This is a genomic window from Pseudomonas zeae (assembly GCF_014268485.2).
In the GTDB taxonomy this organism is placed as follows: domain Bacteria; phylum Pseudomonadota; class Gammaproteobacteria; order Pseudomonadales; family Pseudomonadaceae; genus Aquipseudomonas; species Aquipseudomonas neuropathica.
This window is the reverse complement of the sequence record NZ_CP077090.1, coordinates 3,085,313-3,109,035: the sequence shown is the minus strand read 5'-3', so window position 1 is coordinate 3,109,035 and position 23,723 is coordinate 3,085,313. Positions and strand designations below refer to the sequence as shown.

20 protein-coding genes are annotated in these 23,723 nt (G+C 58.9%); 12 read left to right on the top strand and 8 right to left on the bottom strand.

Features of this window, described 5'->3' with window-relative positions; translation table 11 throughout:
• Nucleotides 1-58: 58 nt before the first annotated feature.
• The 5 genes from HU754_RS13605 to HU754_RS13585 all read left to right on the top strand — a co-directional run bounded on the left by HU754_RS13605 (nucleotide 59) and on the right by HU754_RS13585 (nucleotide 5,380).
• On the top strand, nucleotides 59-1,087 hold the full coding sequence (locus HU754_RS13605; RefSeq protein ID WP_186621458.1) for a LacI family DNA-binding transcriptional regulator: 1,029 nt from the start codon (nucleotides 59-61) through the stop codon (nucleotides 1,085-1,087).
• Between the two features lie 151 nt (nucleotides 1,088-1,238).
• Nucleotides 1,239-2,021, top strand: coding sequence for a sugar phosphate isomerase/epimerase family protein (locus HU754_RS13600; protein ID WP_186621456.1), 783 nt, complete (start codon nucleotides 1,239-1,241; stop codon nucleotides 2,019-2,021).
• On the top strand, nucleotides 2,014-3,033 hold the full coding sequence (locus HU754_RS13595; protein ID WP_186621454.1) for a sugar kinase: 1,020 nt from the start codon (nucleotides 2,014-2,016) through the stop codon (nucleotides 3,031-3,033). The genes HU754_RS13600 and HU754_RS13595 overlap by 8 nt, the downstream gene beginning before the upstream one ends.
• Before the next feature lie 57 nt (nucleotides 3,034-3,090).
• Nucleotides 3,091-4,389, top strand: a complete 1,299-nt coding sequence (locus HU754_RS13590) for an MFS transporter (protein ID WP_186621452.1) — start codon at nucleotides 3,091-3,093, stop codon at nucleotides 4,387-4,389.
• Between the two features lie 13 nt (nucleotides 4,390-4,402).
• Complete coding sequence (locus HU754_RS13585) at nucleotides 4,403-5,380, top strand: 2-hydroxyacid dehydrogenase (protein WP_186621450.1); 978 nt, start codon at nucleotides 4,403-4,405, stop codon at nucleotides 5,378-5,380.
• 117 nt (nucleotides 5,381-5,497) lie between these two features.
• Here HU754_RS13585 and HU754_RS13580 read toward each other — a convergent pair whose 3' ends face one another.
• The 4 genes from HU754_RS13580 to HU754_RS13565 form a co-directional block, all read right to left on the bottom strand.
• Nucleotides 5,498-6,685 carry a pyridoxal phosphate-dependent aminotransferase gene (locus tag HU754_RS13580; RefSeq protein ID WP_186621448.1) on the bottom strand — a complete coding sequence of 396 codons (1,188 nt, stop codon included), beginning with the start codon at nucleotides 6,683-6,685 and terminating at the stop codon, nucleotides 5,498-5,500.
• A 41-nt stretch (nucleotides 6,686-6,726) separates the two neighbouring features.
• Complete coding sequence (locus HU754_RS13575) at nucleotides 6,727-8,352, bottom strand: methyl-accepting chemotaxis protein (RefSeq protein WP_093431134.1); 1,626 nt, start codon at nucleotides 8,350-8,352, stop codon at nucleotides 6,727-6,729.
• A 223-nt stretch (nucleotides 8,353-8,575) separates the two neighbouring features.
• Entirely contained in the window at nucleotides 8,576-9,715 is a 1,140-nt protein-coding gene (locus HU754_RS13570; protein ID WP_186621441.1) for a glycerate kinase, read from the bottom strand.
• A 217-nt stretch (nucleotides 9,716-9,932) separates the two neighbouring features.
• Entirely contained in the window at nucleotides 9,933-11,051 is a 1,119-nt protein-coding gene (locus HU754_RS13565; RefSeq protein WP_186621439.1) for a sugar diacid recognition domain-containing protein, read from the bottom strand.
• Between the two features lie 171 nt (nucleotides 11,052-11,222).
• On the opposite strand from HU754_RS13565, the gene HU754_RS13560 reads away from it, so the two are divergent.
• Nucleotides 11,223-12,533 carry an MFS transporter gene (locus HU754_RS13560; protein ID WP_186621437.1) on the top strand — a complete coding sequence of 437 codons (1,311 nt, stop codon included), beginning with the start codon at nucleotides 11,223-11,225 and terminating at the stop codon, nucleotides 12,531-12,533.
• 197 nt (nucleotides 12,534-12,730) lie between these two features.
• Here the strand turns inward: HU754_RS13560 and HU754_RS13555 are convergent, their stop codons facing one another.
• Nucleotides 12,731-13,153 (bottom strand): VOC family protein, encoded by a 423-nt coding sequence (locus HU754_RS13555; RefSeq protein ID WP_186621435.1) that lies wholly within the window; start codon nucleotides 13,151-13,153, stop codon nucleotides 12,731-12,733.
• 98 nt (nucleotides 13,154-13,251) lie between these two features.
• Between HU754_RS13555 and HU754_RS13550 the strand changes: the two genes are divergently transcribed.
• Nucleotides 13,252-14,151: a LysR family transcriptional regulator gene (locus HU754_RS13550; protein WP_186621433.1), complete on the top strand. Its 900-nt coding sequence runs from the start codon at nucleotides 13,252-13,254 to the stop codon at nucleotides 14,149-14,151.
• Nucleotides 14,152-14,225: 74 nt separating this feature from the next.
• Here the strand turns inward: HU754_RS13550 and HU754_RS13545 are convergent, their stop codons facing one another.
• Nucleotides 14,226-16,175, bottom strand: a complete 1,950-nt coding sequence (locus HU754_RS13545; protein ID WP_186621431.1) for a hypothetical protein — start codon at nucleotides 16,173-16,175, stop codon at nucleotides 14,226-14,228.
• A gap of 226 nt (nucleotides 16,176-16,401) precedes the next feature.
• On the opposite strand from HU754_RS13545, the gene HU754_RS13540 reads away from it, so the two are divergent.
• Nucleotides 16,402-17,415 carry an aldo/keto reductase gene (locus HU754_RS13540; RefSeq protein ID WP_186621429.1) on the top strand — a complete coding sequence of 338 codons (1,014 nt, stop codon included), beginning with the start codon at nucleotides 16,402-16,404 and terminating at the stop codon, nucleotides 17,413-17,415.
• A gap of 260 nt (nucleotides 17,416-17,675) precedes the next feature.
• Nucleotides 17,676-18,557: an EamA family transporter RarD gene (rarD, locus tag HU754_RS13535; RefSeq protein WP_186621427.1), complete on the top strand. Its 882-nt coding sequence runs from the start codon at nucleotides 17,676-17,678 to the stop codon at nucleotides 18,555-18,557.
• An 86-nt stretch (nucleotides 18,558-18,643) separates the two neighbouring features.
• Here rarD and hppD read toward each other — a convergent pair whose 3' ends face one another.
• The gene (hppD, locus tag HU754_RS13530; RefSeq protein ID WP_007912211.1) at nucleotides 18,644-19,720 is read right to left on the bottom strand and encodes a 4-hydroxyphenylpyruvate dioxygenase; all 1,077 of its coding nucleotides are present in this window, start codon (nucleotides 19,718-19,720) and stop codon (nucleotides 18,644-18,646) included.
• A gap of 363 nt (nucleotides 19,721-20,083) precedes the next feature.
• On the opposite strand from hppD, the gene HU754_RS13525 reads away from it, so the two are divergent.
• Nucleotides 20,084-21,619: an EAL domain-containing protein gene (locus tag HU754_RS13525; protein WP_186621426.1), complete on the top strand. Its 1,536-nt coding sequence runs from the start codon at nucleotides 20,084-20,086 to the stop codon at nucleotides 21,617-21,619.
• 235 nt (nucleotides 21,620-21,854) lie between these two features.
• Nucleotides 21,855-22,220 carry a histone-like nucleoid-structuring protein, MvaT/MvaU family gene (locus HU754_RS13520; protein WP_093431101.1) on the top strand — a complete coding sequence of 122 codons (366 nt, stop codon included), beginning with the start codon at nucleotides 21,855-21,857 and terminating at the stop codon, nucleotides 22,218-22,220.
• 219 nt (nucleotides 22,221-22,439) lie between these two features.
• Here HU754_RS13520 and HU754_RS13515 read toward each other — a convergent pair whose 3' ends face one another.
• A complete protein-coding gene (locus HU754_RS13515; RefSeq protein ID WP_186621681.1) occupies nucleotides 22,440-22,958 on the bottom strand; it encodes a DUF4946 domain-containing protein in 519 nt (172 codons plus the stop codon).
• 139 nt (nucleotides 22,959-23,097) lie between these two features.
• Between HU754_RS13515 and gloA the strand changes: the two genes are divergently transcribed.
• A complete protein-coding gene (gene gloA, locus HU754_RS13510) occupies nucleotides 23,098-23,619 on the top strand; it encodes a lactoylglutathione lyase (protein ID WP_007963339.1) in 522 nt (173 codons plus the stop codon).
• The last annotated feature ends 104 nt before the right edge of the window (nucleotides 23,620-23,723 follow it).

The following is a 23,723-nucleotide window of genomic DNA, read 5'->3' as shown; positions in this document are numbered from 1 at the left end:
GGTTTCAGCACTGTTCGCAGATGCTGAACCTATAAATCCAATAATAAGGTTTCAGACCGTGAACGACTTCTCCGCCGCCCAGCGCAGCCGCGTGACCATGCTTGATGTCGCCGAACGCGCTGGCGTATCCAAAGCCAGCGTCTCGCGCTTCATCGGCGATGATCGCGTCCTGCTCTCCGATGCCATCGCCCTGCGCATCGAACAGGCCATCAGCGAACTCGGCTATCGTCCCAATCAAATGGCCCGAGGCCTGAAACGTGGGCGTACACGCCTGATCGGCATGCTGGTCGCCGATATCCGTAACCCTTACTCGATTGCCGTGATGCACGGGGTGGAAACCGCTTGCCGTGCCCACGGCTACAGCCTGGTGGTGTGCAACACCGACCGCGATGACGAGCAGGAACGCCAGCACCTGGCGCTGTTGCGTTCGTACAACATCGAAGGGCTGATCGTGAACACCCTTGGCCATCACCGTGACGAACTGCATGAACTGCGCCGCGAGATGCCGCTGGTGCTGGTGGATCGCAAGGTCGATGGGCTCGACAGCGACATGGTCGGGCTGAACAACCCGCAGGCCGTGGAGATGGCGCTCACGCACCTTGAACAACGTGGCTATCGGGATCTGGTGCTGGTGACTGAACCGTATGACGGCACCAGTTCGCGGATCGAGCGGGTCAGCAGTTTTCAGGCGCAGATCGCGCTGCATTCGAACCTGGCCGGGGCGGTGCTGGAAACCGGCGATGACCTGAACACGCAACTTCAAACCTTTTTAAACACTCCCGGCGACGGCCCGAAAGCATTGTTTTGCGCCAATGGTGTGGCGGCGCTTACTGCCACAACGGCACTGCGGGAGATGGGTGTGCGGTTGTTTGAGGATGTCGGGCTGATTGCCCTGGATGATCTGGATTGGTATCCGTTGGTGGGCAGCGGGATTACCGCGCTGGCCCAGCCGACGCAGGAGATCGGCGCGCGGGCGTTTGAGTGTTTGCTCAAGCGCTTGCGTGGGGATGATGAGGTGGCGCGGGTGGTGGATTTTGCGCCGGTGCTGGTTGAGCGTGGGTCAACCTTGGGGATTAGCGTTGTTTGAGCTGACGCTATCGCGAGCAGGCTCACTCCTACATTTGGAATGCGTTCCCCTGTAGGAGTGAGCCCGCTCGCGATAGCGCCCGAGAGAACAACACAGAAACACCTGATATTTTTTTGAACAAAAATGAAACCGGTTTCAGAGGTCAATAACAATGAATAAACCCGACGTTTCCATCAGCCTGTCCAGCTACGGCGCCGAGCTTGTGCGTCAGCGCGGGCAGGATGCTTTCATTGATGTTCTGGCTGCCGCCGGGGCCAATCGCATCGAATGGCGCGAAGAGCTGCTGACGCGCGAAGACCCTGCGCAACTGGCGCAGGCCACGCAGGCGCAGGGCTTGCTAAGCATCTATTCCTCACCGACCGAACTGTGGCTGGCCGGGCAGGCGCAGCCCAATCCCGAGTTGATCACCGCACTGCAACAAGCCGAAGCGTTCGGCTCGAAATGGCTGAAAGTCTCCCTCGGCTACTTCACCGATACCAACGATCTGCAAGCCCTGGCCGAACGCTTGAAGCTCAGCCCGGTGCAGTTGCTGGTGGAAAACGACCAGACCCTGCACGGCGGTCGGATCGAGCCATTTCAGCGCTTCTTCGCCGCCGTCGAGCAGCACAATCTGCCGATCAAAATGACTTTCGACATCGGCAACTGGCAGTGGCAGGACCAGTCCGCCACCAGCGCCGCCCGCCTGCTCGGCCGGCATGTCGGTTATGTGCACTGCAAAGCCGTGGCCCGTCGCGCCGACGGCAAACTGGTGGCGGTGCCGCCGGCCGTCAGTGACCTGCATCTGTGGGAACAACTGCTGCGGCACATGGCCCAAGGCGTTATGCGCGCCGCCGAATATCCGTTGCAGGGCGATGATCTGGTGCAACTGACCACCGAGCACGTCGCCGCCCTCGCCCGCCTCGGCCAATCGCGTCTGGAGCCTGCTCATGTCTGAGATCGATATTCTTTCGTTCGGCGAAACCATGGCGATGCTGGTCGCCGAGCAGACCGGTGATCTGGCGGCGGTCGAACACTTTCACAAGCGTATCGCCGGGGCCGACAGCAATGTCGCGATCGGGCTGTCGCGCCTGGGTTTCAACGTCGCGTGGCTGAGCCGGGTCGGCGACGATTCGCTCGGGCGCTTTGTGGTCGAAACCTTGATCAAGGAAGGTCTGGATTGCAGCCACGTCGACGTCGACAAACAGCACCCGACCGGGTTCCAGTTCAAATCGCGCAATGATGATGGCAGCGACCCGCAGGTCGAGTATTTCCGGCGCGGTTCGGCGGCCAGTCATTTGTCGCCACAGTCGATCACCGCCAGTTTGCTGAGTGCTCGCCATCTTCATGCCACCGGCATTCCTCCAGCGCTCTCGGCCTCGGCGCGGGAGATGTCCTTTGAATTGATGACACGCATGCGCAACGCCGGACGCAGCGTGTCGTTCGATCCCAATCTGCGCCCGAGCCTGTGGGCCAGCGAGCGCGAAATGATCCGCGAGATCAACCGCCTCGCCGCCCTCGCCCATTGGGTGCTGCCGGGGTTGAGCGAAGGTCGTTTGCTCACCGGTTTCGAACACCCGGCGGACATTGCCGCGTTTTATCTCGATCAAGGTGCAGAGGCCGTGGCGATCAAGCTTGGCCCGCAAGGCGCTTATTACCGAACGCATCTGGCATCGGGATTTGTCGCCGGTGTGCCGGTGGCGCATGTCGTCGACACGGTCGGTGCCGGTGATGGTTTTGCGGTGGGGATGATCAGTGCCCTGCTTGAGCACCAGAGTTTTGCCGAGGCGGTGCAGCGTGCGAACTGGATTGGCAGTCGGGCGGTGCAGAGTCGCGGGGATATGGAAGGGTTGCCGACCCGCCTGGAGTTATCGGTTGAATTTGAGGCCGCCTTCGCGAGCAGGCTCGCTCCCACATTTGGAATGCATTCCCCTGTGGGAGCGAGCCTGCTCGCGAAGAGGCCCGCCTAGTCACTGCAAACAATTGAACCTGCTGCGACAAAAACAACAAGCTCAGGAGCAAGACCCATGAAAACCGCAACCCTCGCCACCCGCCGCTGGTGGTACATCATGCCGATTGTGTTCATCACCTACAGCCTGGCGTATCTCGATCGCGCCAACTACGGCTTCGCCGCCGCATCGGGCATGGCCGCCGACCTGATGATCACCCCGGGCCTGTCTTCGCTGCTTGGTGCGCTGTTTTTCCTCGGTTACTTTTTCTTCCAGGTGCCGGGTGCGATCTACGCGCAAAAACACAGCGTGAAGAAACTGATTTTCGTCAGCCTGATTCTCTGGGGTGCTCTCGCCACGTTGACCGGCGTGGTCTCCAACGCCTATTGGCTGATCGTCATCCGCTTCATGCTCGGCGTGGTTGAAGCGGCGGTGATGCCGGCGATGCTGGTGTATCTGTGCCATTGGTTTACCCGTGCCGAACGCTCACGGGCCAACACCTTCCTGATCCTCGGCAACCCGGTGACGATGCTGTGGATGTCGGTGGTTTCGGGGTATCTGGTGCAGCATTTCAGCTGGCGCTGGATGTTCATCATTGAGGGCCTGCCGGCGGTGCTGTGGGCGTTTATCTGGTGGCGTCTGGCCGATGATCGTCCAGCGCAGGCCAAGTGGCTCAACGAGCAGGAAAAGCAGGATCTGGAAAGTGCTCTGGCAGCCGAACAGGTCGGGATCAAAGCGGTAAAAAACTATGCCGAGGCATTCCGTTCGCCGAAGGTGATCATTCTCGCGCTGCAGTTTTTCTGCTGGAGCATCGGCGTTTACGGCTTTGTGCTGTGGCTGCCATCGATTCTCAAGGCCGGCGCGCAAATGGACATGATCGAGGCCGGCTGGCTGTCGGCGCTGCCGTATCTGGCGGCGGTGATTGGCATGCTTTTGGTGTCGTGGGGTTCGGACAAGCTGCAGAAGCGCAAACGCTTTGTCTGGCCACCGCTGCTGATCGCCTCCATCGCGTTTTACGGTTCCTACGCCCTGGGCGCTGAGCATTTCTGGTGGTCGTACACGCTGCTGGTGATTGCCGGCGCGTGCATGTACGCACCTTACGGGCCGTTCTTTGCCATCGTCCCGGAGATTCTTCCGGCCAACGTCGCCGGTGGCGCCATGGCGCTGATCAATAGCATGGGTGCGCTCGGCTCGTTCGGCGGCTCGTATCTGGTCGGTTACCTGAACAGCTCCACCGGCTCGCCCGGCGCTTCGTATCTGTTGATGAGCGGCGCGTTGCTGCTGTCGGTGATCCTGACGATTTTTCTCAAGCCCGGCGCCAGTGATCGCGTCGTCGCCAAAGCCGTCGCCACGCGTGCCGTGCCGGCGCATTCCTGAAGAGACTTTTGCCATGAAAAAACAGGTCGTGTTGTACAAGAAACTTTCGCCCGCGCTGATGGCGCGTCTGCAGGAACAGTGCGAAGTCACGCTGATCGAAAGCCTCGACGCCGACGGTCTGATGCAACTGCGCGACGCCCTGCCCCGCGCCCACGGTTTGCTCGGCGCCAGCCTGAAACTGGATGCGGCGTTGCTTGATCTCGCGCCGCAACTAGAGGCGATTGCCAGCGTCTCGGTGGGCGTGGACAACTACGACATCGATTATCTGACCCGGCGCAAGATCCTCCTGAGCAACACCCCGGACGTACTTACCGAAACCACCGCCGACACCGGTTTCGCGCTGATCCTCGCCGCAGCCCGGCGTGTGGTGGAACTGGCGAACATGGTGCGCAGCGGCCAATGGAGCCGCAATATCGGCCCGGCGCATTTCGGCACCGATGTACATGGCAAAACGTTGGGGATTATCGGCATGGGCCGCATCGGCGAGGCGCTGGCGCAGCGCGGGCATTTCGGGTTCGGCATGCCGGTGATCTATCACAGCCAGTCGCGCAAACCGGCGGTCGAGGCGCGATTCGATGCGCAATACCGCAGCCTCGAAGATCTGCTGAAGCAGGCTGACTTCATTTGCCTGACCTTGCCGCTGACGGCGCAGACCGAAGGTTTGATCGGCGCCGAGCAGTTCGCGCTGATGCGCCCGGAAAGCATCTTCATCAATATCTCGCGGGGCAAAGTGGTCGATGAGGCGGCGATGATAGAGGCGCTGCGTCATCAACGGATTCGTGCCGCAGGACTGGATGTGTTTGAGCGTGAGCCGCTGAATCACGATTCGCCGTTGTTGCAGCTGAATAATGTGGTGGCGACACCGCACATGGGTTCGGCTACGTATGAGACGCGCGAGGCGATGGCGCGGTGTGCGGTGGAGAATCTGTTGGCTGCGTTGAAGGGAGAGAGGCCAGCGAATCTGGTGAATCCATCGGCTTGGCAGGGCTGAATTAATCGGTGGCTGTAATGCCGCCTTCGCGAGCAGGCTCGCTCCCACAGGGGAATGCATATCCAATGTGGGAGCGAGCCTGCTCGCGAAGAGGCCGGGACAGGCACCCCAAAACCATCAGGCGCTACGCGCCTGTAAAAGCTGCGCCGCACACAACGCAATCCGCGCACAGGCATCCGCGAGTTTCACCCGATCGACCACCAAACCAATGCGGATATGCCCCGCCGCACTCGGCCCGAACGCCTCACCCGCCAGCACCGAAACCCCATAGCCCTCCAGCAACCGCTCGGCAAACGCCTGTGCGCCGAGACCGGTCTGGCGTACATCGACCATCACGAACATGCCACCATCTGGACGGATCGGATACAGCCCCGGGCAACCGCTCAAACGTTCGCACACCAGATCCCGGCGCAGGCGATATTCCTCGCGCATCTGCGTCACTTCCGGCAGGTCTGACTGCAACGCAATCTCTGCGGCTTTCTGCACAAAATCCGGCAGGCCAAACAACATGCTCAGCGACAAATTGACCAAATGCTCGGCCAACGACTTCGGCCCGATCATCCAGCCGATGCGCCAGCCGGTCATGGCGTGGGATTTCGACAGGCTGTTGATTGTTGCCGTGCGTTCGGCCATGCCCGGCAGACTCGCCGGGCTGACGTGCTGACCTTCGTAAAGCAAATCGCTGTAGACCTCGTCGCTGATCAGCCACAAGTCATGGCGGATGCACAGCGCCGCCAGTTCTTGCCAGATCAGCAGTGACAGGCTGGCGCCGCTGGGGTTGTTCGGACTGTTGAGCAGCATGGCGCGGGTTTTCGGGGTGATACGCGCGGCGACGTCGACCGGATCGACACGAAAACCGTTTTCCGGGCGCACCGGCACCGGCACCACCGTCGCGCCACACGCGCCAAACACGCCTTCGTAGGTGACGTACATGGGTTCGGCGACGATCACTTCATCGCCGGGATCGAGCAGACATTGCGCCACCGAATACACCGCGCATTGCGCGCCGGGCATGACGATCACGTGGTCGGCATCCACAGCTTGCCCGCTACGCCGACGATGGCGGTCGGCAATCAGCTGACGCAGCGCCAGACGACCACGCACTTCGGAATAATGGGTATCGCCCGCCAGCAAACTGTCGATCGCGCCGTGGACAATCGGCAGCGGTGTATCGAAATCCGGGTCGCCCACGCTCAGCAGCAGGATATCGACACCCTCGGCGCGCAGCTCCAGCGCTCGGTCGTGAATCTGCCAGGCAGCGGCTCCCTCCCCGGCGATTCGTTGGGTCAAGGCTGAATAGCGCATGTACGTCTCCTGATTGCGCGGTCTCCAGCCTTCACCGTATCTCAAATCACGAAACGCGCCACCATGGCGTTCAAATCCACCGCCAGACGCGACAGTTCGTGGGTCGCGGCGCTGGTCTGGTTGGCCCCGGCGGCCGATTGCGTAGCCAGATCGCGGATGTTGACCAGGTTGCGGTCGACCTCACGCGAGACTTGCGCCTGCTCTTCCGAGGCGCTGGCGATCACCAGATTGCGTTCGTTGATCTGATGGATCGACTGGGTGATCTGCTCCAGCGCAACCCCAGCGGCGCGGGCCATTTCCAGGGTGGTCTGGGTGCGCTGGTTGCTTTGCTGCATCGACGACACTGCTTCGCCGGTACCGTTCTGGATGCCGGCGACCATTTTTTCGATTTCCTGGGTCGATTGTGCGGTGCGATGAGCCAGCGCGCGCACTTCGTCTGCAACCACGGCAAAACCGCGCCCGGCCTCACCGGCGCGGGCGGCTTCGATCGCTGCGTTGAGGGCCAGCAGGTTGGTCTGTTCGGCGATGGCGCGGATCACATCGAGCACTTTGCCGATATCACGGCCCTGCGCGGCCAAGCCTTCTATCATCTGTGCGGTGTTCTGCACGTCGTGGGTCATGGTCTGGATCGCGTCGACGGTTTTCACCACTTGATCGCGACCTTCGCGGGCGGCGTGGGTCGACTGGTTCGAGGCTTCGGAGGTCGACACGGCGTTGCGCGCCACTTCTTCGACAGCGGCGGTCATCTCGTTGACGGCGGTGGCGGCTTGCTCGATTTCGTTGTTCTGCTGCTGCAGGCCACGGGAGGCTTCTTCGGTCACCGCGCTGAGTTCTTCGGCAGCGGCGCCCAGTTGTGTGGCGGAACCGGCGATCTGTTCGATGGTTTTGCGCAGGTTGCTCTGCATGGTGGCGAGCGCCTGCAGCAACTGCGTCGCTTCGTCCTTGCCGTCGACTTCGATGGTTTTGCTCAGGTTACCGTCGGCAATGGTTTGCGCGGCCAGTACGGCACGGTTCAGCGGGGTGACGATGCTGCGGGTCAGCAGCAGTGCCAACAGCACCGTCGCCAACGCCGCAATCACGGCAACAATGACAATGCCGGTAATGGCGCTGTCGTAATGCTCACCCGCCTGAGTCGAGGCGACTTTCGCACCTGCGGCGTTGATTGCGATCAGCTTGTTGAGCTGTTCACCCATCTGGTCGGTGCCGTCCTTGATCCGCGTGTTGATGAGCGTGCGCATCTCATCGACCTTGTCCTGACGCGACAGCTCCATCATCTGGTTTTGCGCTTGCAGGTAGTTGTCGAGCGTCGTCGCGAAAGCCTGATACAAGGCACGTTCATCGGCCTCGGCAGGTAGCGCAGCGTAACTCGCCTGAGCACTGCGTACCTTGTCTACCAGCACGCCAATGCGTGTTTGCGCCTCTTGCAGACCGGCAGGGTCACGGTTGACCAGAATCCGGAACGACAGAATCCGCAGACGCAGAACGTTTTCCGTCACCACGCCAAGGTACGTCACGCTGGGCAGTTGGTTGGTCTCCATGTCGATCGAGGCTTGACGGATAGTGCTCATGCGATTGACGGCGAACACGCCGAGCACGATCACCAACAAGGCGATAAAGGCAAAACCGAGGAAGGCACGGGGCGCGATATTCAGGTTACGCAGGGACATAGTTGAGCTCTCGAAAGATAGAAACTACGAGCGTCCATGCGTCGTCACTGGCCCGAGGGGGGCGGGCTCAGTCTGGCGTCGCTGTTTTCAGGAAGTTTGGTGCGCGCCTGTTAGCTGTATCGGCCAGGCTTTAGGAAGATTGCGGGTCAAGAGAAATTATTTTTCAGAGTGTTACAACAATGCAACACTATTGATCGCTTGGTGTAGGAGCTGCCGATCTGGCTCAGCGTTTGGCGGCCATCTGCCAGACGCGGGCGATGTCCGTCGCCCGTTCACGCAACAGGCGCGGTGCTTCGGCGCAGGCCTGCTCCAGCGTCATTGGGCCGCTGGTCACGGCGAATGCCGCATCGATACCGTGATCGTAGAGTTCTTGGTAACCCTCGCCCAATGTCCCGGCGATGACAATCACCGGCACGTTGTGTTGCTTGGCAATCCGTGCGACGCCGAACGGGGTCTTGCCGCGCAACGTCTGCGCATCGAATCGCCCTTCTCCGGTGATCACCAGATCAGCGCCTTTGACCGCTTCGGCGAGGCCGACCAGTTCGGCAACCACTTCAACCCCGGCTTGAAATTGCGCGCCGAGAAAAGCCTTGGCCGCAAAGCCCAAACCGCCTGCCGCACCGCTACCCGGTTCATCGCGGACGTCTTTGCCCAACGCTTGTGCACACAGCTCGGCGAAGTGCCCTAACGCCTGATCGAGTTGCTGCACTTGCGCCGGCGACGCACCTTTCTGCGGGCCGAAAATCGCCGAGGCACCGTGTGGGCCACACAGCGGATTGTTCACATCAGCGGCGATATCGAAACGCACCTGCGCCAGTCGCGGGTCGAGTTCGCTCAGGTCCAGTTGCGCCAGTTGCGCCAGTGCCAAGCCGCCGGGTACCAGCGACTGATGTTGCGCATCGAGCAATTTCACACCCAACGCCTGCATCGCCCCGGCACCACCATCGTTGGTGGCACTGCCGCCAATCGCCAGAATCACCCGGTGCGCACCAGCATCCAGCGCTGCGCGAATCAGTTCGCCGGTACCGAAGGTGCTGCTGATGCAGGCATCGCGTTGTCCCAGCGGCACCAATTGCAAGCCGCTGGCCTCGGCCATTTCGATAATTGCCGTGTGGTTATGCGGCAACCAGCCCCACGCAGCGTCGACGGGAGTGCCCAAAGGGCCGCGAACACGGGTGCGGCGCAGTTCGCCTTCGCAAGCGGCGAGGATCGATTCGACCGTGCCTTCGCCGCCATCAGCCATCGGGCATTTGATCATCGTTGCCTGCGGCCAGACCTGGGCCAGGCCGAGGGCAATGGCTTCGGCGACACCTTGGGCACTGAGGCTGTCCTTGAACGAGTCGGGGGCGATGACGATCTTCATGGGAATTCTCCGTTTGCAATGCCCCTCATGCTGCCAGTTGGCCTGCGCCTTGACGCCTGTCCACTGCACAAGTGGCGGGGGCGTTTATTGTTCATTTTCACAAAAGGCTGTGCGGTGAATGTACCGCCGCCATCGCGAGCAGGCTCACTCCTACAGGGGAATGCATTCCAAATGTAGGAGTGAGCCTGCTCGCGATGGCGTCTTTGAAGACGCCTAATTAACCCGGATCAGTCTGTGGCAGCAACTGCACCCCGAGATACAGCGCCAGCATCCCATCGAGCCGCAGCGGATCAACCCCGCTCAGTTCAGCAATCCGCTCCATCCGATAACGCAAACTGTTGCGATGAATGCCCAAGGCATCGGCACAGGCCTGACTCTGGCCATCGTGCTCGCACCAACTGCGCAGCGTCGCCAGCAACTGGCCGTTGGCGTCCTTGGCGATCACCTTGCGCAGCGGTTTGAGCAATTCGTCCAGTGCATCGTCATTGCGATGCCGCCACAACATCACCGGCAATCGATAACGGTTCAGCGTCAGCAATCGCGAATGCGGCAACACTTCGCGACCATAGGCGAGCAAATCGCCCACGCGGCGATAACAACGGCGCAGCCCGGCGAGTCCATCGGCCTGCCCGCCCACGGCAATGCGCAGAATCTTCCAGCCGAGGCTGTCGAGTTTTTCCAGCAAGCGATCATGCTCGACGTTTTGACTTGCCGGGCGGCACCACAACAGCGATGACTTCGCCGAACTCACGCACCAGCTATCGGGATAACGCGACGTCAGCCAGGCACTCAACGCCTCGACGGTTTGCCCCGGCCCATGTTCAAGGCCCAGCTCGAACAGATACGGCACTCGCGTCAATTGCGGCTTGAGCCCAAGTTGCTGCGCCTCATCGACCAGACGCGGCGAGTCCCCCGCCTCGCTCAACAGCAGCGCCAGCAAATCATCACAACGCTGGCGCCGCCATTGCTGCTCGGCCTGCTGATTGCGCTGGCCAACGAGCATTTCGGCGGTCATGCGCACCAGTTCGGCGTAAGTGCGCAATTGCTCCGGTTCACCGGTGATGCCGAGCACACCGATCAAGCGTTGATCGAGCAACAGCGGCAGGTTGATCCCCGGTTGCACGCCCTTCAAATGCACGGCCGTTTGCGCATCGATCTCGACCACACGACCGTTGGCCAGCACCAGTTGCGCACCTTCGTGACGAGTATTGATGCGCTCCGGTTCGCCACTGCCGAGGATCAACCCCTGGCTGTCCATGACGTTGACGTTGTAGGGCAAAATGGCCATGGCCCGGTCGACGATGTCCTGGGCGAGGTCGTGATCGAGTTCAAACATAGCGGCGGCAATCCTTGATTTATGGCACTGGCGGTTGTTCACCCGCACAGGGTCTGACGGCAAACCCTGTGCGCAGGCACAAAGACAATCCAGCCAAAGGTGGTCGAGACTCTCGGGGCGATCAACGTTACCCTTTGCATCGCAAAAAATCATAATAAAGAGAGAGCCGCTATGTCGCAGAGCGCCGCAGCTACCCAGACCATCGATGACGATAAAAACGCCGTCTACAAACGCATCACCCTGCGTTTGATTCCCTTCATTTTCATCTGCTACTTGTTCAACTACCTCGACCGGGTCAACGTTGGATTTGCCAAATTGCAGATGCTTGATGCCCTGAAATTCAGCGAAACCGTGTACGGCCTCGGTGCCGGTATCTTCTTCATCGGCTACGTGCTGTGCGGCGTACCGAGCAACCTCGCCTTGACCAGATTCGGTCCACGGCGCTGGATTGCGCTGATGATGATCACCTGGGGCACGCTGTCGACCTGCCTGCTGTTCGTCACCACCCCGACCGAGTTCTACACCCTGCGCCTGTTCACCGGTGCGGCTGAAGCCGGGTTCTTCCCGGGCGTCGTGTTGTACCTCTCGCAGTGGTTCCCGACCTTCCGCCGTGGGCGGATCATGGCGCTGTTCATGTCGGCGATCCCGGTGTCCGGTTTGCTCGGTAGCCCTTTCTCGGGCTGGATCCTCAATCACTTTGCTGCAGGCCAGGGCGGTCTGGCCGGTTGGCAGTGGATGTTCCTGCTGCAAGGCATTCCAACGGTAATCCTCGGCGCCCTCGCCTGGTTCCTGCTAAGCGACAGCTTCGCCAATGCCAAATGGCTGAGCCCGCATGAGCGTGCAGTGCTGGAAGCGGATCAGGCCGAAGATTTGGCGAACAAGCCGAAAACCACCTCCGACTCACTGCTGGCGGTGTTCAAGAAGCCGGCGATCTGGGCGTTTGGCCTGATTTACTTCTGCATCCAGAGCGGCGTGTACGCGATCAACTTCTGGTTGCCATCGATCATCAAGAACCTTGGCTTCAGCGATAACCTGGTGATCGGTTGGTTGAGTGCGATTCCGTATCTGCTGGCGGCGGTGTTCATGCTGGTGGTCGGGCGCTCGGCGGACTTGCGCAAGGAGCGTCGCTGGCACTTGGTGGTGCCGATGCTGATGGGCGCGATCGGTCTGATGATCGCGGTGAATTTCGCGGCGAATCCGGCGATTGCGATCCTCGGCCTGACCATTGCCACCATGGGCGCACTGACCGGCCTGCCGATGTTCTGGCCAGTGCCGACGGCCATGTTGAGTGTCGGTGCTGCTGCCGGTGGGCTGGCGTTGATCAACTCGATGGGGCAGATGGCCGGGTTCCTCAGTCCGTACCTGGTGGGTTGGGTCAAGGACAGCACCGGTTCGACCGATGCGGCGTTGTATCTGCTGGCGGGGGTGATTGTGGGCGGGAGTCTGCTGGCGTTGCACATGACGCGGACGTTGCGGGCTTGAGTTTTTGATGCACAGGAGAACGGCCCTTTTCTGGGCCGTTTTTTATTGGGGTTTCGGCTGGGCTTTAGTGGTGTTCTGGAGATCTTTTCCCCCTCACCCCAGCCCTCTCCTCCAAGGGGGTGAGGGGGAAAGGGAGCCGATCTTCGGGCTTTTCAACGTCTGAGTTCGACTTGAAATTGAACCTTGGTGTGACTTGCTCAAACACCTCGGTCAGTCCCCTCTCCCTTCGGGCGGTCCGACGTTTCGGGAGGGTTAGGGTGAGGGGCTTTTAATGCGTCCAGCTCAATCACCAGACCACCCGGCATTTGCACAAAAATCTGCGCGATCCCCTCCCCCGGCACCTGCGCCAGTTGAAAAGGCAAACCACTGTCACGCACCCGCTGCAACACCGTTTCCGCCGGCTCTTCAGTACGAAACGCGATGTGGCTCAATTCCGTGTCATCCGGCAACGGCTGCTCAATCACATGCACCACAGCATGCTCATCCTGATACAGCCAACGCCCGGGAAACGGAAACGGCGGTCGCCGGCCCGGCTTGAGCCCGAGCAACTTGGCGAAATCGTCCTGCAAGCTCTGCCCGTCAGCGGTATTGAAGGCCAGGTGATCGAATGTCCAGGTCATGCGCCTCTCCTGCGGTTGTTGATTGATTGCAGTATCCACTCTTGCCAATCACGAAAAAATCCCGCAAAAACGCAAAGATCTTTAAAGGATTTTTAGCAATGAGCTCGATTCTCGATCTGGAGATCTTTGTCCGTGTCGCCGATGCCGGCAGCATTTCCGCTGCCGCCCGTGCGCTCGAATTGACGCCAGCCGCCGCCAGTATCGCGCTGAAACGCCTGGAAACCCGTCTGGGCATTCGTTTGTTCGCACGCTCCACGCGCAGCATCCGTCTGACCGAGGAAGGCCGCCGTTATCTTGAAAGCGTGCGGCTGGCGCTGGCGGCGCTAGCCGAGGGCGAACAGGCCCTCAAGCAACAAAGCGAAGGCCTGAGCGGCGTGTTGCAACTGGCGGCACCGTCGGACTTCGGGCGCAATGTGTTGTTGCCATGGCTCGACGATTTCAAGCGCGAACACCCGCATATTCAACTGCAACTGCTGCTCAACGACCGGCATGCCGATCTGTTTCGCGAGACCGTCGATGTTGCATTGCGCTTCGGCGTGCCGAGCGACTCGACGCTGGTGGCGTTGCCGATTCTGCCGCAACACCGGCGCGTTGCCTGCGCCAGCCCTGAGTATCTGGCGCGCCACGGCACCCCGCAACATCCCGGCGAACTAAGCGAGCACAGCGCCCTGCTCTATCTGCGCAATGGCCGGCCCTACAACAGCTGGCGTTTCAGTCGCGGCGATGAAACGCTGGAAGTGGAAGTCCATGGCGACTACCTCAGCGACGACGGCGAAGTCGCCCGACGCTGGGCGCTGGCCGGGCATGGCATTGCGTACAAGGCCTGGCTCGACATTGCCGAAGATGTCCGCGCCGGGCGGCTGGTGACGTTGTTTGATGATTGGGACGGGGAAAGTGCGCCGTTCAATTTGCTGTGTCCGCATCGGATGCAGGTGTCGGAACGGGTCAGGGTGTTGCAGGTGTTTCTGCAAGAGCGCTGCGCAGGGCTGAGTCGATAAATCACTTTGTCCGCTTAGTGTGCTTTGATCGTTCCACGCAGAGCGTGGGAACGATCAATCAAACAGCCGCTCAGCTACATAGGTACAAGACACCATGCAGGGAATAGGGGCGACCCCGTCGTGGTTTGAAATCTATATTCAACGGTCATAAACCCCCCAAATCGACCAAAAGTGGCGCACGTCCAAACGTGCGATGTCCGGATTGGCGGGACATAAACTCGAAGGATATCGTTTCGAAAGCCCCCGTCGTAAGTAGGACGACCTTCCAGTGAATTCATCCATGCTTCAGCTTGAAGAAAGCCTATCGCTTGATCGCTGATCTGCAACCTATAAACATTCGTAACAGCCACCAGGTAACTAACTGTCTCACCCTCCCGATCCGTGACATATATCGTCGCCACACCCTGCTTGAGTCCAGTCACCTTACCTGCCACAGTCACCGGCGCAGTCAACGGATCCGAGGACGCATAGTCATACGGCGGAACCCCACCCGTCGGCACACGAACACCCGTATTGCCAAGCGAATCCTCCCCGGTTTTCGGCCACTGCGGCACCTTCACCGAGAAACCGTCCAGCTTCATCTGCGTCCGGTCAATGCTCAACGCCAACCGTTCAAACCGCCATGGATCCGATTCAAATTGATTCCCGGTTTTTTCCTTCACAGTGAAGCTGTGCTGCCCCACCGCAATCGGTAGCAACTTGCTCTGCCACTTATAATTCGATCCGGTTTGAATCTCCTCAATAAACGCCTCGCCATCAAAAACCCGCAACACCATCCCCGCCAGCGCAGAACCCGACAACACCACTTTATTGTCCGAAACCGTGCCGCCGTTCTGCACGTCAGCTCCGGACGAATTCTTAACTTCCAAAATAACGGGTTTAACAATCACTCTTGGTCGCGCGACTTTAGATGTTGCATTTACGACTCCCTCACGTACTTGTTCATACAGCGCAGCTATCACGCTGTCGCCAATGACCTTGGCATTAGGAATCATCAACCTGTGCACAAAAGGAAGCCTGCCGACCGGCTCGTCAACCGTATGTGCGACAACGGTTCCGCTGCCTGGCGTCGCGGTGTATTTCACGCGGACAATATCGTTGGTGGCCCAAAGAGGTTCCATGACATGCACCTGGATGGTCAGATCCTTGTTGCCCAGTTTATTCAGGTCAATGGTCTCTGGCGCGTCGTGCGGGTCATCCGGGTCTTCGGCAACATCGGGAGCCGTCATCCGCGCGCCCTTGAGGTCAACAACGACGCGTATCGCCGCCGACCATGGTGAATTCAAATCGGCACCGTTGCCAATCTGGTCGAACACCGTATAGGTGAAAGAGAACTGGGGATGATCACCTGCCGCCTCCAGATCGGCTTTTTCCAACAGACGCCCAATGCGAGTGGGTGTACTGGTCGGTGTCGCCGGAGCCTCGTCCGGATGCACCACCCACTCAACATCATGACCATTACAGTTGAGCACAATCCGGTCGTACGGCCGGCAATAGGGATAGGAGAACCAGACCTGCACGCCCTGTGCTGCACGATCGGCATCGATACCGTCTTCCAGCACATCCCGAGGCAGTCCTAACTCGAGTTCGGAGTGTCCTTCATCGCCGTTCTTGTCCTCCATCCCGGGGCGGATGGCGTTGTACAGGATCGTCCATGGCGGCTCGTAGGTATCTTCGGCGCCCGTGGTGCGTTTGACGGTGTAAGTGAGCTCATTGACGAAGCCCGGATCGGATCGCAGCAGATTTTTGGGAATATGCAGGGTCACTGCGTCATCCGTGGATTGGGACTGCTGGCTGTCGACCCGCATGATGCCGTTCACGTGAATTGAAAACGTATCCTTTGGCTGCTGCGCCAGAACCGGGTTGATAATGACTGTTGCGCCATTCGGTCGCAGATCGTAAAACGCCTTGGCGATACCGCAATCGGCACCGGCCACAGATGTATTGCTGTCCGGAAGTTGCGGCGCGTAGAGGGTTACCTCGGCGTCCTCGGACAAAACCTCATCGCAAGACTGTGTGTTCATGAAAGCGCTCCTGATTTCAAGAAAAGACAGAGCCTTTTTCAACAAGGCTCCCGTCGAGGATCAAGCCTGAGCGTCCGCAGATCTGCCTACTGTCAGATCTGACAGTCACGACGAATGGTCACCTTTCGCTGGAGTTGAGAAAGGCAGTTTCTGGACAAAACGGTTGGCCGTATTCAGCGCTTCTGGTATTTGATTAGGGCTTTCCCACCGACAAAAGGATTTCGGCATGAGCTTTCGCACTCTCGGGCACTCAGGGTTACAGGTGTCCACCCTCACCCTCGGCACGATGATGTTTGGCGAGCAGACCAGCGCAGAGGATTCGCTGCGCATCATCGACAAAGCCTGGGATCAGGGGATCAATTTCATCGACACCGCCGATGTCTACACCAACGGCCGCTCCGAAGAGATCGTCGGTGAAGCAATTGCCCGGCATCGGCATGAATGGGTGCTGGCGACCAAGGTCGGTTTCGGCCCGGTGGACGGCGTGCCAAACCGCAGCGGCTTGAGCCGCAAACATATCTTCAATGGCATCGATGCCAGCCTGACCCGGCTCGGCACCGACTATCTCGACATTTATTACCTGCACCGTGAAGACCACAACACACCGCTTGAGGTGAGCGTGTCGGCGATTGGCGATCTGATCCGTCAGGGCAAGATTCGCTACTGGGGGTTGTCCAACTATCGCGGTTGGCGGATCGCCGAGGTGATTCGTATCGCCGATAAACTCGGTGTTGACCGCCCGGTGATCAGCCAGCCGCTGTACAACATCGTTAACCGTCAGGCCGAGACCGAGCAGATCACAGCAGCGCAAAGCTATGGCCTTGGTGTGGTGCCTTACAGCCCGCTGGCCCGGGGCGTGCTGAGCGGCAAATACGCACCGGACGCCAAACCGGACGCCAACAGCCGTGCCGGACGTCAGGACAAGCGCATTCTGGAAACCGAATGGCGCGTCGAGTCGCTGCGTATTGCCCAACAGATTCAGCAGTACACCGAGCAGCGCGGCGTCGGAACTGTGGAGTTTGCGATCGCTTGGGTGTTGAACAACAGTGCCGTGACGTCGGCGATCGTCGGCCCGCGGACGGAGCAGCAGTGGGATGCGTACACCAAAGCACAGGCGGTGAAGATCACGGCGGACGATGAAGCGTTTATCGACTCGCTGGTGACGCCGGGGCATGCGTCGACGCCGGGGTTCAACGATGTGAGCCATTTTGTGTCGGGGCGTAAACCGCTTCAGTCCTGAAAGCCGCACAAGCCGGCAAGCAGTGGCGTCAGCAGATTGTGGAGGCAACACAAATCCATTGTGGGAGCGAGCCTGCTCGCGAAGAGGCCGGCACATTCAACATCTGCGTTGCCTGGCACACCGCTTTCGCGAGCAGGCTCGCTCCCACTGGTTTTGTGCTTATCTTCAGGATGTGGTGAATATTGATCACCCGGCCAATATTCAGCACAAAAACCACGTATCCTTCGCGCCCCGTTTGACCACCAACCCGCGAGGACAGTTTGTCTAAAGGTATCGCTCTATCGGTTTCAGCCTCGGTGCTGTTTGCCGTCATGTATTACTACACTTCGTTGCTCACACCGTTGAGCGGCGTGGAGATCTTTGGCTGGCGGATGCTCCTGACGGTGCCGTGCATGACCGTGTTCATGCTGGTGTCCGGGGAATGGCGGCGGGTGCTGGAGCTGATTCGGATGGTCGCGGCACAGCCAAAACTGGTCGCCGGCCTGATTATCTCGGCCGCCCTGCTCGGCGTACAACTGTGGCTGTTCATGTGGGCGCCGCTCAACGGCTACAGCCTTGATGTGTCGCTGGGCTACTTCCTGCTGCCGCTGGCGATGGTGCTGACCGGGCGGATTGCCTACGGCGAGAGTCTGTCTTATTTGCAGAAAATTGCAGTATTTTTCGCCAGTTTGGGCGTGCTCAATGAGTTGTATCAGGTCGGTGGGTTTTCCTGGGCGACGCTGGTGGTGGTGGTCGGCTATCCGCTGTACTTCGTGCTGCGCAAATACCTCAAGACTGACAACCTGGGTGGCTTGTGGGTCGATATGACCTTGATGCTGCCGGTGGCGTACTGGTTTGTGCAGGGTGGCGAGCAAGGCTTCGGCGTGTTCGATCAGTACCCGGGGCTGATGTGGCTGATTCCGTTGCTGGGATTGATCAGTGCGTCGGCACTGGTGGTGTACATCATTGCCAGCCGTTTGCTGCCGTTCAGTCTGTTTGGCTTGTTGAGTTATGTTGAGCCGGTGCTGTTGCTCGGTGTGGCGTTGTTGCTCGGTGAGAGCATCAAGTCCGGGGAATGGCTGACGTATATTCCGATCTGGCTGGCCGTTGTGGTGCTGGTCTTCGAAAGCTTCAAACACCTGATGCGCCAACGCCGTCCTTAAAAGCGAAGGCTACGATCTTTTGATCTACAAAAAAAATCCCGGCTCTGCATTTCAGCAGGCCGGGATTTTTTCATTTCAGTGGCCGATTACTCGGTAGCAAGCACACCACGACGCACCTGATCGCGCTCGATCGACTCGAACAGAGCCTTGAAGTTGCCTTCGCCGAAACCATCATCGCCTTTGCGCTGGATGAATTCGAAGAACACCGGGCCCATCAGGGTTTCCGAAAAGATCTGCAGGAGCAGGCGCTTGTCGCCCTGCTCCGAGGCGCCGTCGAGCAGGATGCCGCGCGATTGCAGCTGATCAACCGGCTCGCCGTGGTTCGGCAGGCGACCTTCGAGCATTTCGTAGTAAGTATCTGGCGGCGCGGTCATGAAGCGCATGCCGATCTTCTTCAACTGATCCCAGGTCTTGATCAGGTCATCGGTGAGGAACGCAACGTGCTGGATGCCCTCACCGTTGAACTGCATCAGGAACTCTTCGATCTGGCCAGCGCCTTTGGACGACTCTTCGTTCAACGGGATGCGGATCATACCGTCCGGTGCGGTCATCGCTTTCGAGGTCAGGCCGGTGTACTCGCCCTTGATGTCGAAGTAACGGATCTCGCGGAAGTTGAACAGCTTCTCGTAGAAGTTTGCCCAGTAGGCCATGCGACCGCGATACACGTTGTGTGTCAGGTGGTCGATGATCTTCAGGCCGGCACCGACCGGATTGCGATCAACGCCTTCGATAAACACGAAGTCGATGTCATAGATCGAGCTGCCTTCGCCGAAACGGTCGATCAGGTACAACGGCGCGCCGCCAATGCCTTTGATCGCCGGCAGGTTCAGTTCCATCGGGCCGGTTTCGATATGGATCGGCTGGGCGCCGAGTTCGAGTGCGCGGTTGTAGGCTTTTTGCGAATCCTTGACGCGAAACGCCATGCCGCAAACGGATGGGCCGTGCTCGGCAGCGAAGTACGAAGCGACGCTGTTGGGTTCGTTGTTGAGGATCAGGTTGATCGCGCCCTGACGGTACAGGTGCACGTTCTTGGAGCGGTGGGTGGCGACTTTGGTGAAGCCCATGATCTCGAAGATCGGCTCCAGGGTGCCCGGCACCGGCGATGCGAGCTCAATGAATTCAAAGCCCATCAGGCCCATTGGGTTTTCGTATAAATCTGCCATGGTGGCGCCTCATCATTTCTTATCAATTAACCAGGGTTATTTGTCAGTCATGCGAGGTCGGTGGGTGGCGCGCAGGAGATGCCACGCACACTGCGGGCGAGGAAGTCACCGTAGATCAGTTGAAACCCGAATATCTTCATTGTCGACCCAAGGCTCTTGCGGGCGAGGCTTCTGCTGCCAGAAGACGATTATTATTGTATGCGTAACCCGATTCTACACAGCGTAAATAGGCTTGTCTGCCCTCCCTATAAAATCCGCTTTTTGTCGCCCGGCGCAAGGGCTTTGTTGCACTATGCTTTTCAGCGGCGCGCCGTTATCCGGCCTGCGTTCGAGAGCCCCACTCCCCCGCGACAGGATGCGCCCATGCCGTTGACCGTCAGACCCCGCCGCAAACGCAGCACCCGCATCGCTGTCACGCTGTTCAGCGGTTTGCTTCCGGTGCTGCTGGGCAGCGCCATTCTTTACATCCAGGCCGGACGCACGCTGGAGCAAGGTTCACAACAGACCGCCGAAGAGGCACTGCAGCAGTTCGAGTTGATGCTCGACAACACCGCGCAAGCGGCGCGCGAATTGCTGCCATTGGCCGGTCAGAATTGCGAAAACGTCAAACTCGCCTTGCGCGAGCAAGTAACCCGCCGCCCGTTCGTGCGCTCGACCAATCTGGTGTGGGACGACAACCTTTATTGCAGCTCTTTGTTTGGCGACTTCAAGGAAGCCGTCAACGCGGGCGACTACAACCAGGGCAAGTTGTGGCTGATGAACGGCAATCCGGTCACCCCCAACACCGCGCTGCTGGTTTATCGGCTCAGCGAAGGTCGCGGCGGCGCATTGACGACACTGGACGGTTACCATCTAAGCAACATGTTGCGTTTGATCGGCCGGCACATGTTGCTGGTGCTGCAAGTGGGCGATAACTGGCTGTCGGCCGACGGCAAAGTCCACACCGGTACCCTCCCCACGCTGCCGATAGCGCAAAACACCCTGGCCTCCGCCCGTTATGCGTTCAGTGTTTCTGCCGGGTTTCCCGAGGGCGAAACCTGGCGCTACATGGTCGATGAATATCCGCCGCTGTTCAGTCTGCTGATCTTTTTTGGCGTGGTGTCGGGGGCCATCGGCCATGTCCTGCAGAAGCGCTCCACTTCACCGAGCCACGAAATGCTCCGCGCGCTCGAGGCTGGCGAGTTCATTCCCTACTTCCAGCCCGTGGTGCATGGCGACAGCAAGGCATGGTCGGGAGCTGAAGTGTTGATGCGCTGGACTCACCCGAAAGAAGGCCTGGTACGTCCGGATCTGTTTATTCCATTCGCCGAGCATTCGGGGTTGATCGTGCCGATGACCCGCGCCCTGATGCAACAAACTGCCGCGCTGCTGGGGCCGCTATCAGCAACGTTCACCGCGCCATTTCATATCGGCATCAATATCACCGCGAGCCATTGCAAAGACCTGGAACTGGTGGAGGATTGTCGAACGTTTCTCGCCGCGTTCGCCGCCGACAGCATCAACCTGGTGCTGGAGTTGACCGAGCGCGAATTGATCGAGCCGACCGACATCACTCGCCAGCTGTTCGAGCAACTGCATGCGCTGGGCGTGAAGATCGCGATTGACGACTTCGGCACCGGCCACTCAAGCCTGGGCTACTTGCGCAAATTCAATGTGGATTTCCTCAAGATCGATCAGAGTTTCGTTGCCATGATCGGTGTCGATGCGTTGTCCCGACACATTCTCGATACCATTATCGACCTGTCGGCCAAGCTTGATCTGGGTATTGTTGCCGAAGGTGTCGAAACTCAGGCGCAAGCCGATTATCTGACCGCACATCACGTCAACTTCCTGCAAGGGTATCTGTTCGGCAAACCGATGCCGGCTGCGGAATTCATCAGCGCGTTAACTCACCATTAACTAAGCCGGATTAAGACGAGCGTACCGACCAGGCGCACCAAATTGATACAAAAGACCGCTGTTGTTACATGAGGACAACATCAGGATTTACTCTTGGCGCATTAACTACTACAATTTTTTCAACCTGAGCAAGATTGGCAGGGGAGCCATTTATCACCGAGTCGCTTCAAGGCTCTTGGCTTATTAGCTTTGTTTGCGGTTGGTATCAGCCAAACACACTATTGGAGTAAAGATATTGTCCAGACTCGCTGAATTTCGTGCAGCTGAAAAGGCCCTTCAGGAACAGCTCAAACAGCTGGAATCGCTGAAGAACGATGCCGGGCTCAAGAAAGAAATCGAATTCGAAGAAAAGCTCCAGGGGCTGATGAAAACCTACGGCAAAGGCCTGAAGGACATCGTCGCCATCCTCGATCCGAACCCGGCAAAATCCGCTTTGCAAACTTCTGCAGCCCCTAAAACCCGCCGCGCTCGCGTGGTCAAGGTTTATCAGAATCCGCATACCGGTGAACTGATCGAAACCAAGGGCGGCAATCACCGTGGCCTGAAAGCCTGGAAGGAACAATACGGTGCAGCCACCGTTGATTCCTGGTTGCGCGGTTAATCCAACGCCAACAAAAAAGCCCTGCATGACGCAGGGCTTTTTTGTTGACAATATCTAACAAATGAAATGAATTTCATCGAACAAGTTGCGGGTTTTCTGTAACGCTGCTGAGTCAGAGAGCTAAACATTTTGCGGCGCGATGTTGCGATCAAGCCCGCGATTAAACTTTGTGCTTAATCCGTTCGGGTATCTAACCTCCTCCGTGAAGAGTACAGCGCCTTAAAGTTTCAAGCTGTTTCTCAGCGCCACTATCTCGTCTGCGCTCGCCTTATAAATCTCAGCTTGCCCGGCGTAGGAAAGAACATAAGCCTTGTCCGCCTCGACTGCCGCCACTAGGGTTTGCGACAACACATGCCGACCGTTTTCGGTGATGGTGCAAGTGGTTTCCAGCGCCGACAAAGTACCCAGCGTCGACGGATGCACTTTGTTGCAGACACTTTGGTAACCGCCCTGGAAGAAGTCCTTCTGTATCGACTTGCGCATCTCCAGCAGCACGCCCTGCAAATTGACCTGATGCCCCGCTTCGACATGAGTCATGGTCAATTCCATAACCATCACCTGATTGCCATCGGCGTCATTCTTGACCGCGCGCTGACGGGAAACCTGTGCAGCCGCCTCGGGCAGCGCCTCAACTTGCCAACCGGCAGGCCAGGTAATGCTTGGTTCGTCCGCTGACGCGCACACCGCCACAAGCGACAACACAAAAAAAACAAACACGGATTTACACAGTCGGATCATTGCCGGACGCACTCGCAGATTGAACCGTAAAGTCTGAGCCTCGCCCGCACGCAGGGCAAGCCTGCCCTTTCATTTGGCGATGCCGACAGGCATGCGTATCATTGCGTCCATTCACTCGCCCATAGTTATTGGAGGGCTCATGAGCCTGCACGAACTCAATACGTTCCCCGGCGTCACCGCCACCCCAGACAGCGCAACCCGCAACTTCGTTTTCAACCACACCATGTTGCGCGTCAAAGACATCACTAAATCCCTGGACTTCTACACCCGCGTCCTGGGCTTCTCGCTGGTGGAGAAACGCGATTTCCCGGAAGCCGAGTTCAGCCTGTACTTCCTCGCACTGGTCGACAAAGCGCAGATCCCGGCCGACGCGGCTGCCCGCACTGAGTGGATGAAATCGATCCCGGGCATTCTCGAACTGACCCATAACCACGGCACCGAAAACGATGCGGATTTTGCCTATCACAATGGCAATACCGACCCGCGTGGTTTTGGTCATATCTGCATTTCGGTGCCGGATATCGTCGCGGCCTGTGCGCGCTTTGAAGAGTTGGGCTGTGACTTCCAGAAGCGCCTGACCGATGGCCGCATGAAGAGCCTGGCTTTCATCAAGGATCCGGATGGTTACTGGGTCGAGATCATTCAGCCTGCGCCGCTGTAAAAGCTGAAAAGCCCCTCACCCTAACCCTCTCCCATAGGGAGAGGGAACTGATTGGGGGATATGCAAGAATTCCGCCGACGTGAAAGATCTTTACCGAATCCATA

What these genes read in the sequence shown, in the direction of transcription:
- HU754_RS13600 (WP_186621456.1), top strand. Translation starts at nt 1,239, where the DNA reads ATGAATAAACCCGACGTTTCCATCAGCCTGTCCAGCTACGGCGCCGAG.
- HU754_RS13595 (WP_186621454.1), top strand. Translation starts at nt 2,014, where the DNA reads ATGTCTGAGATCGATATTCTTTCGTTCGGCGAAACCATGGCGATGCTG.
- HU754_RS13590 (WP_186621452.1), top strand. Translation starts at nt 3,091, where the DNA reads ATGAAAACCGCAACCCTCGCCACCCGCCGCTGGTGGTACATCATGCCG.
- HU754_RS13585 (WP_186621450.1), top strand. Translation starts at nt 4,403, where the DNA reads ATGAAAAAACAGGTCGTGTTGTACAAGAAACTTTCGCCCGCGCTGATG.
- HU754_RS13580 (WP_186621448.1), bottom strand. Translation starts at nt 6,685, where the DNA reads ATGCGCTATTCAGCCTTGACCCAACGAATCGCCGGGGAGGGAGCCGCT.
- HU754_RS13575 (WP_093431134.1), bottom strand. Translation starts at nt 8,352, where the DNA reads ATGTCCCTGCGTAACCTGAATATCGCGCCCCGTGCCTTCCTCGGTTTT.
- HU754_RS13570 (WP_186621441.1), bottom strand. Translation starts at nt 9,715, where the DNA reads ATGAAGATCGTCATCGCCCCCGACTCGTTCAAGGACAGCCTCAGTGCC.
- HU754_RS13565 (WP_186621439.1), bottom strand. Translation starts at nt 11,051, where the DNA reads ATGTTTGAACTCGATCACGACCTCGCCCAGGACATCGTCGACCGGGCC.
- HU754_RS13560 (WP_186621437.1), top strand. Translation starts at nt 11,223, where the DNA reads ATGTCGCAGAGCGCCGCAGCTACCCAGACCATCGATGACGATAAAAAC.
- HU754_RS13555 (WP_186621435.1), bottom strand. Translation starts at nt 13,153, where the DNA reads ATGACCTGGACATTCGATCACCTGGCCTTCAATACCGCTGACGGGCAG.
- HU754_RS13550 (WP_186621433.1), top strand. Translation starts at nt 13,252, where the DNA reads ATGAGCTCGATTCTCGATCTGGAGATCTTTGTCCGTGTCGCCGATGCC.
- HU754_RS13545 (WP_186621431.1), bottom strand. Translation starts at nt 16,175, where the DNA reads ATGAACACACAGTCTTGCGATGAGGTTTTGTCCGAGGACGCCGAGGTA.
- HU754_RS13540 (WP_186621429.1), top strand. Translation starts at nt 16,402, where the DNA reads ATGAGCTTTCGCACTCTCGGGCACTCAGGGTTACAGGTGTCCACCCTC.
- hppD (WP_007912211.1), bottom strand. Translation starts at nt 19,720, where the DNA reads ATGGCAGATTTATACGAAAACCCAATGGGCCTGATGGGCTTTGAATTC.
- HU754_RS13525 (WP_186621426.1), top strand. Translation starts at nt 20,084, where the DNA reads ATGCCGTTGACCGTCAGACCCCGCCGCAAACGCAGCACCCGCATCGCT.
- HU754_RS13515 (WP_186621681.1), bottom strand. Translation starts at nt 22,958, where the DNA reads ATGATCCGACTGTGTAAATCCGTGTTTGTTTTTTTTGTGTTGTCGCTT.
- gloA (WP_007963339.1), top strand. Translation starts at nt 23,098, where the DNA reads ATGAGCCTGCACGAACTCAATACGTTCCCCGGCGTCACCGCCACCCCA.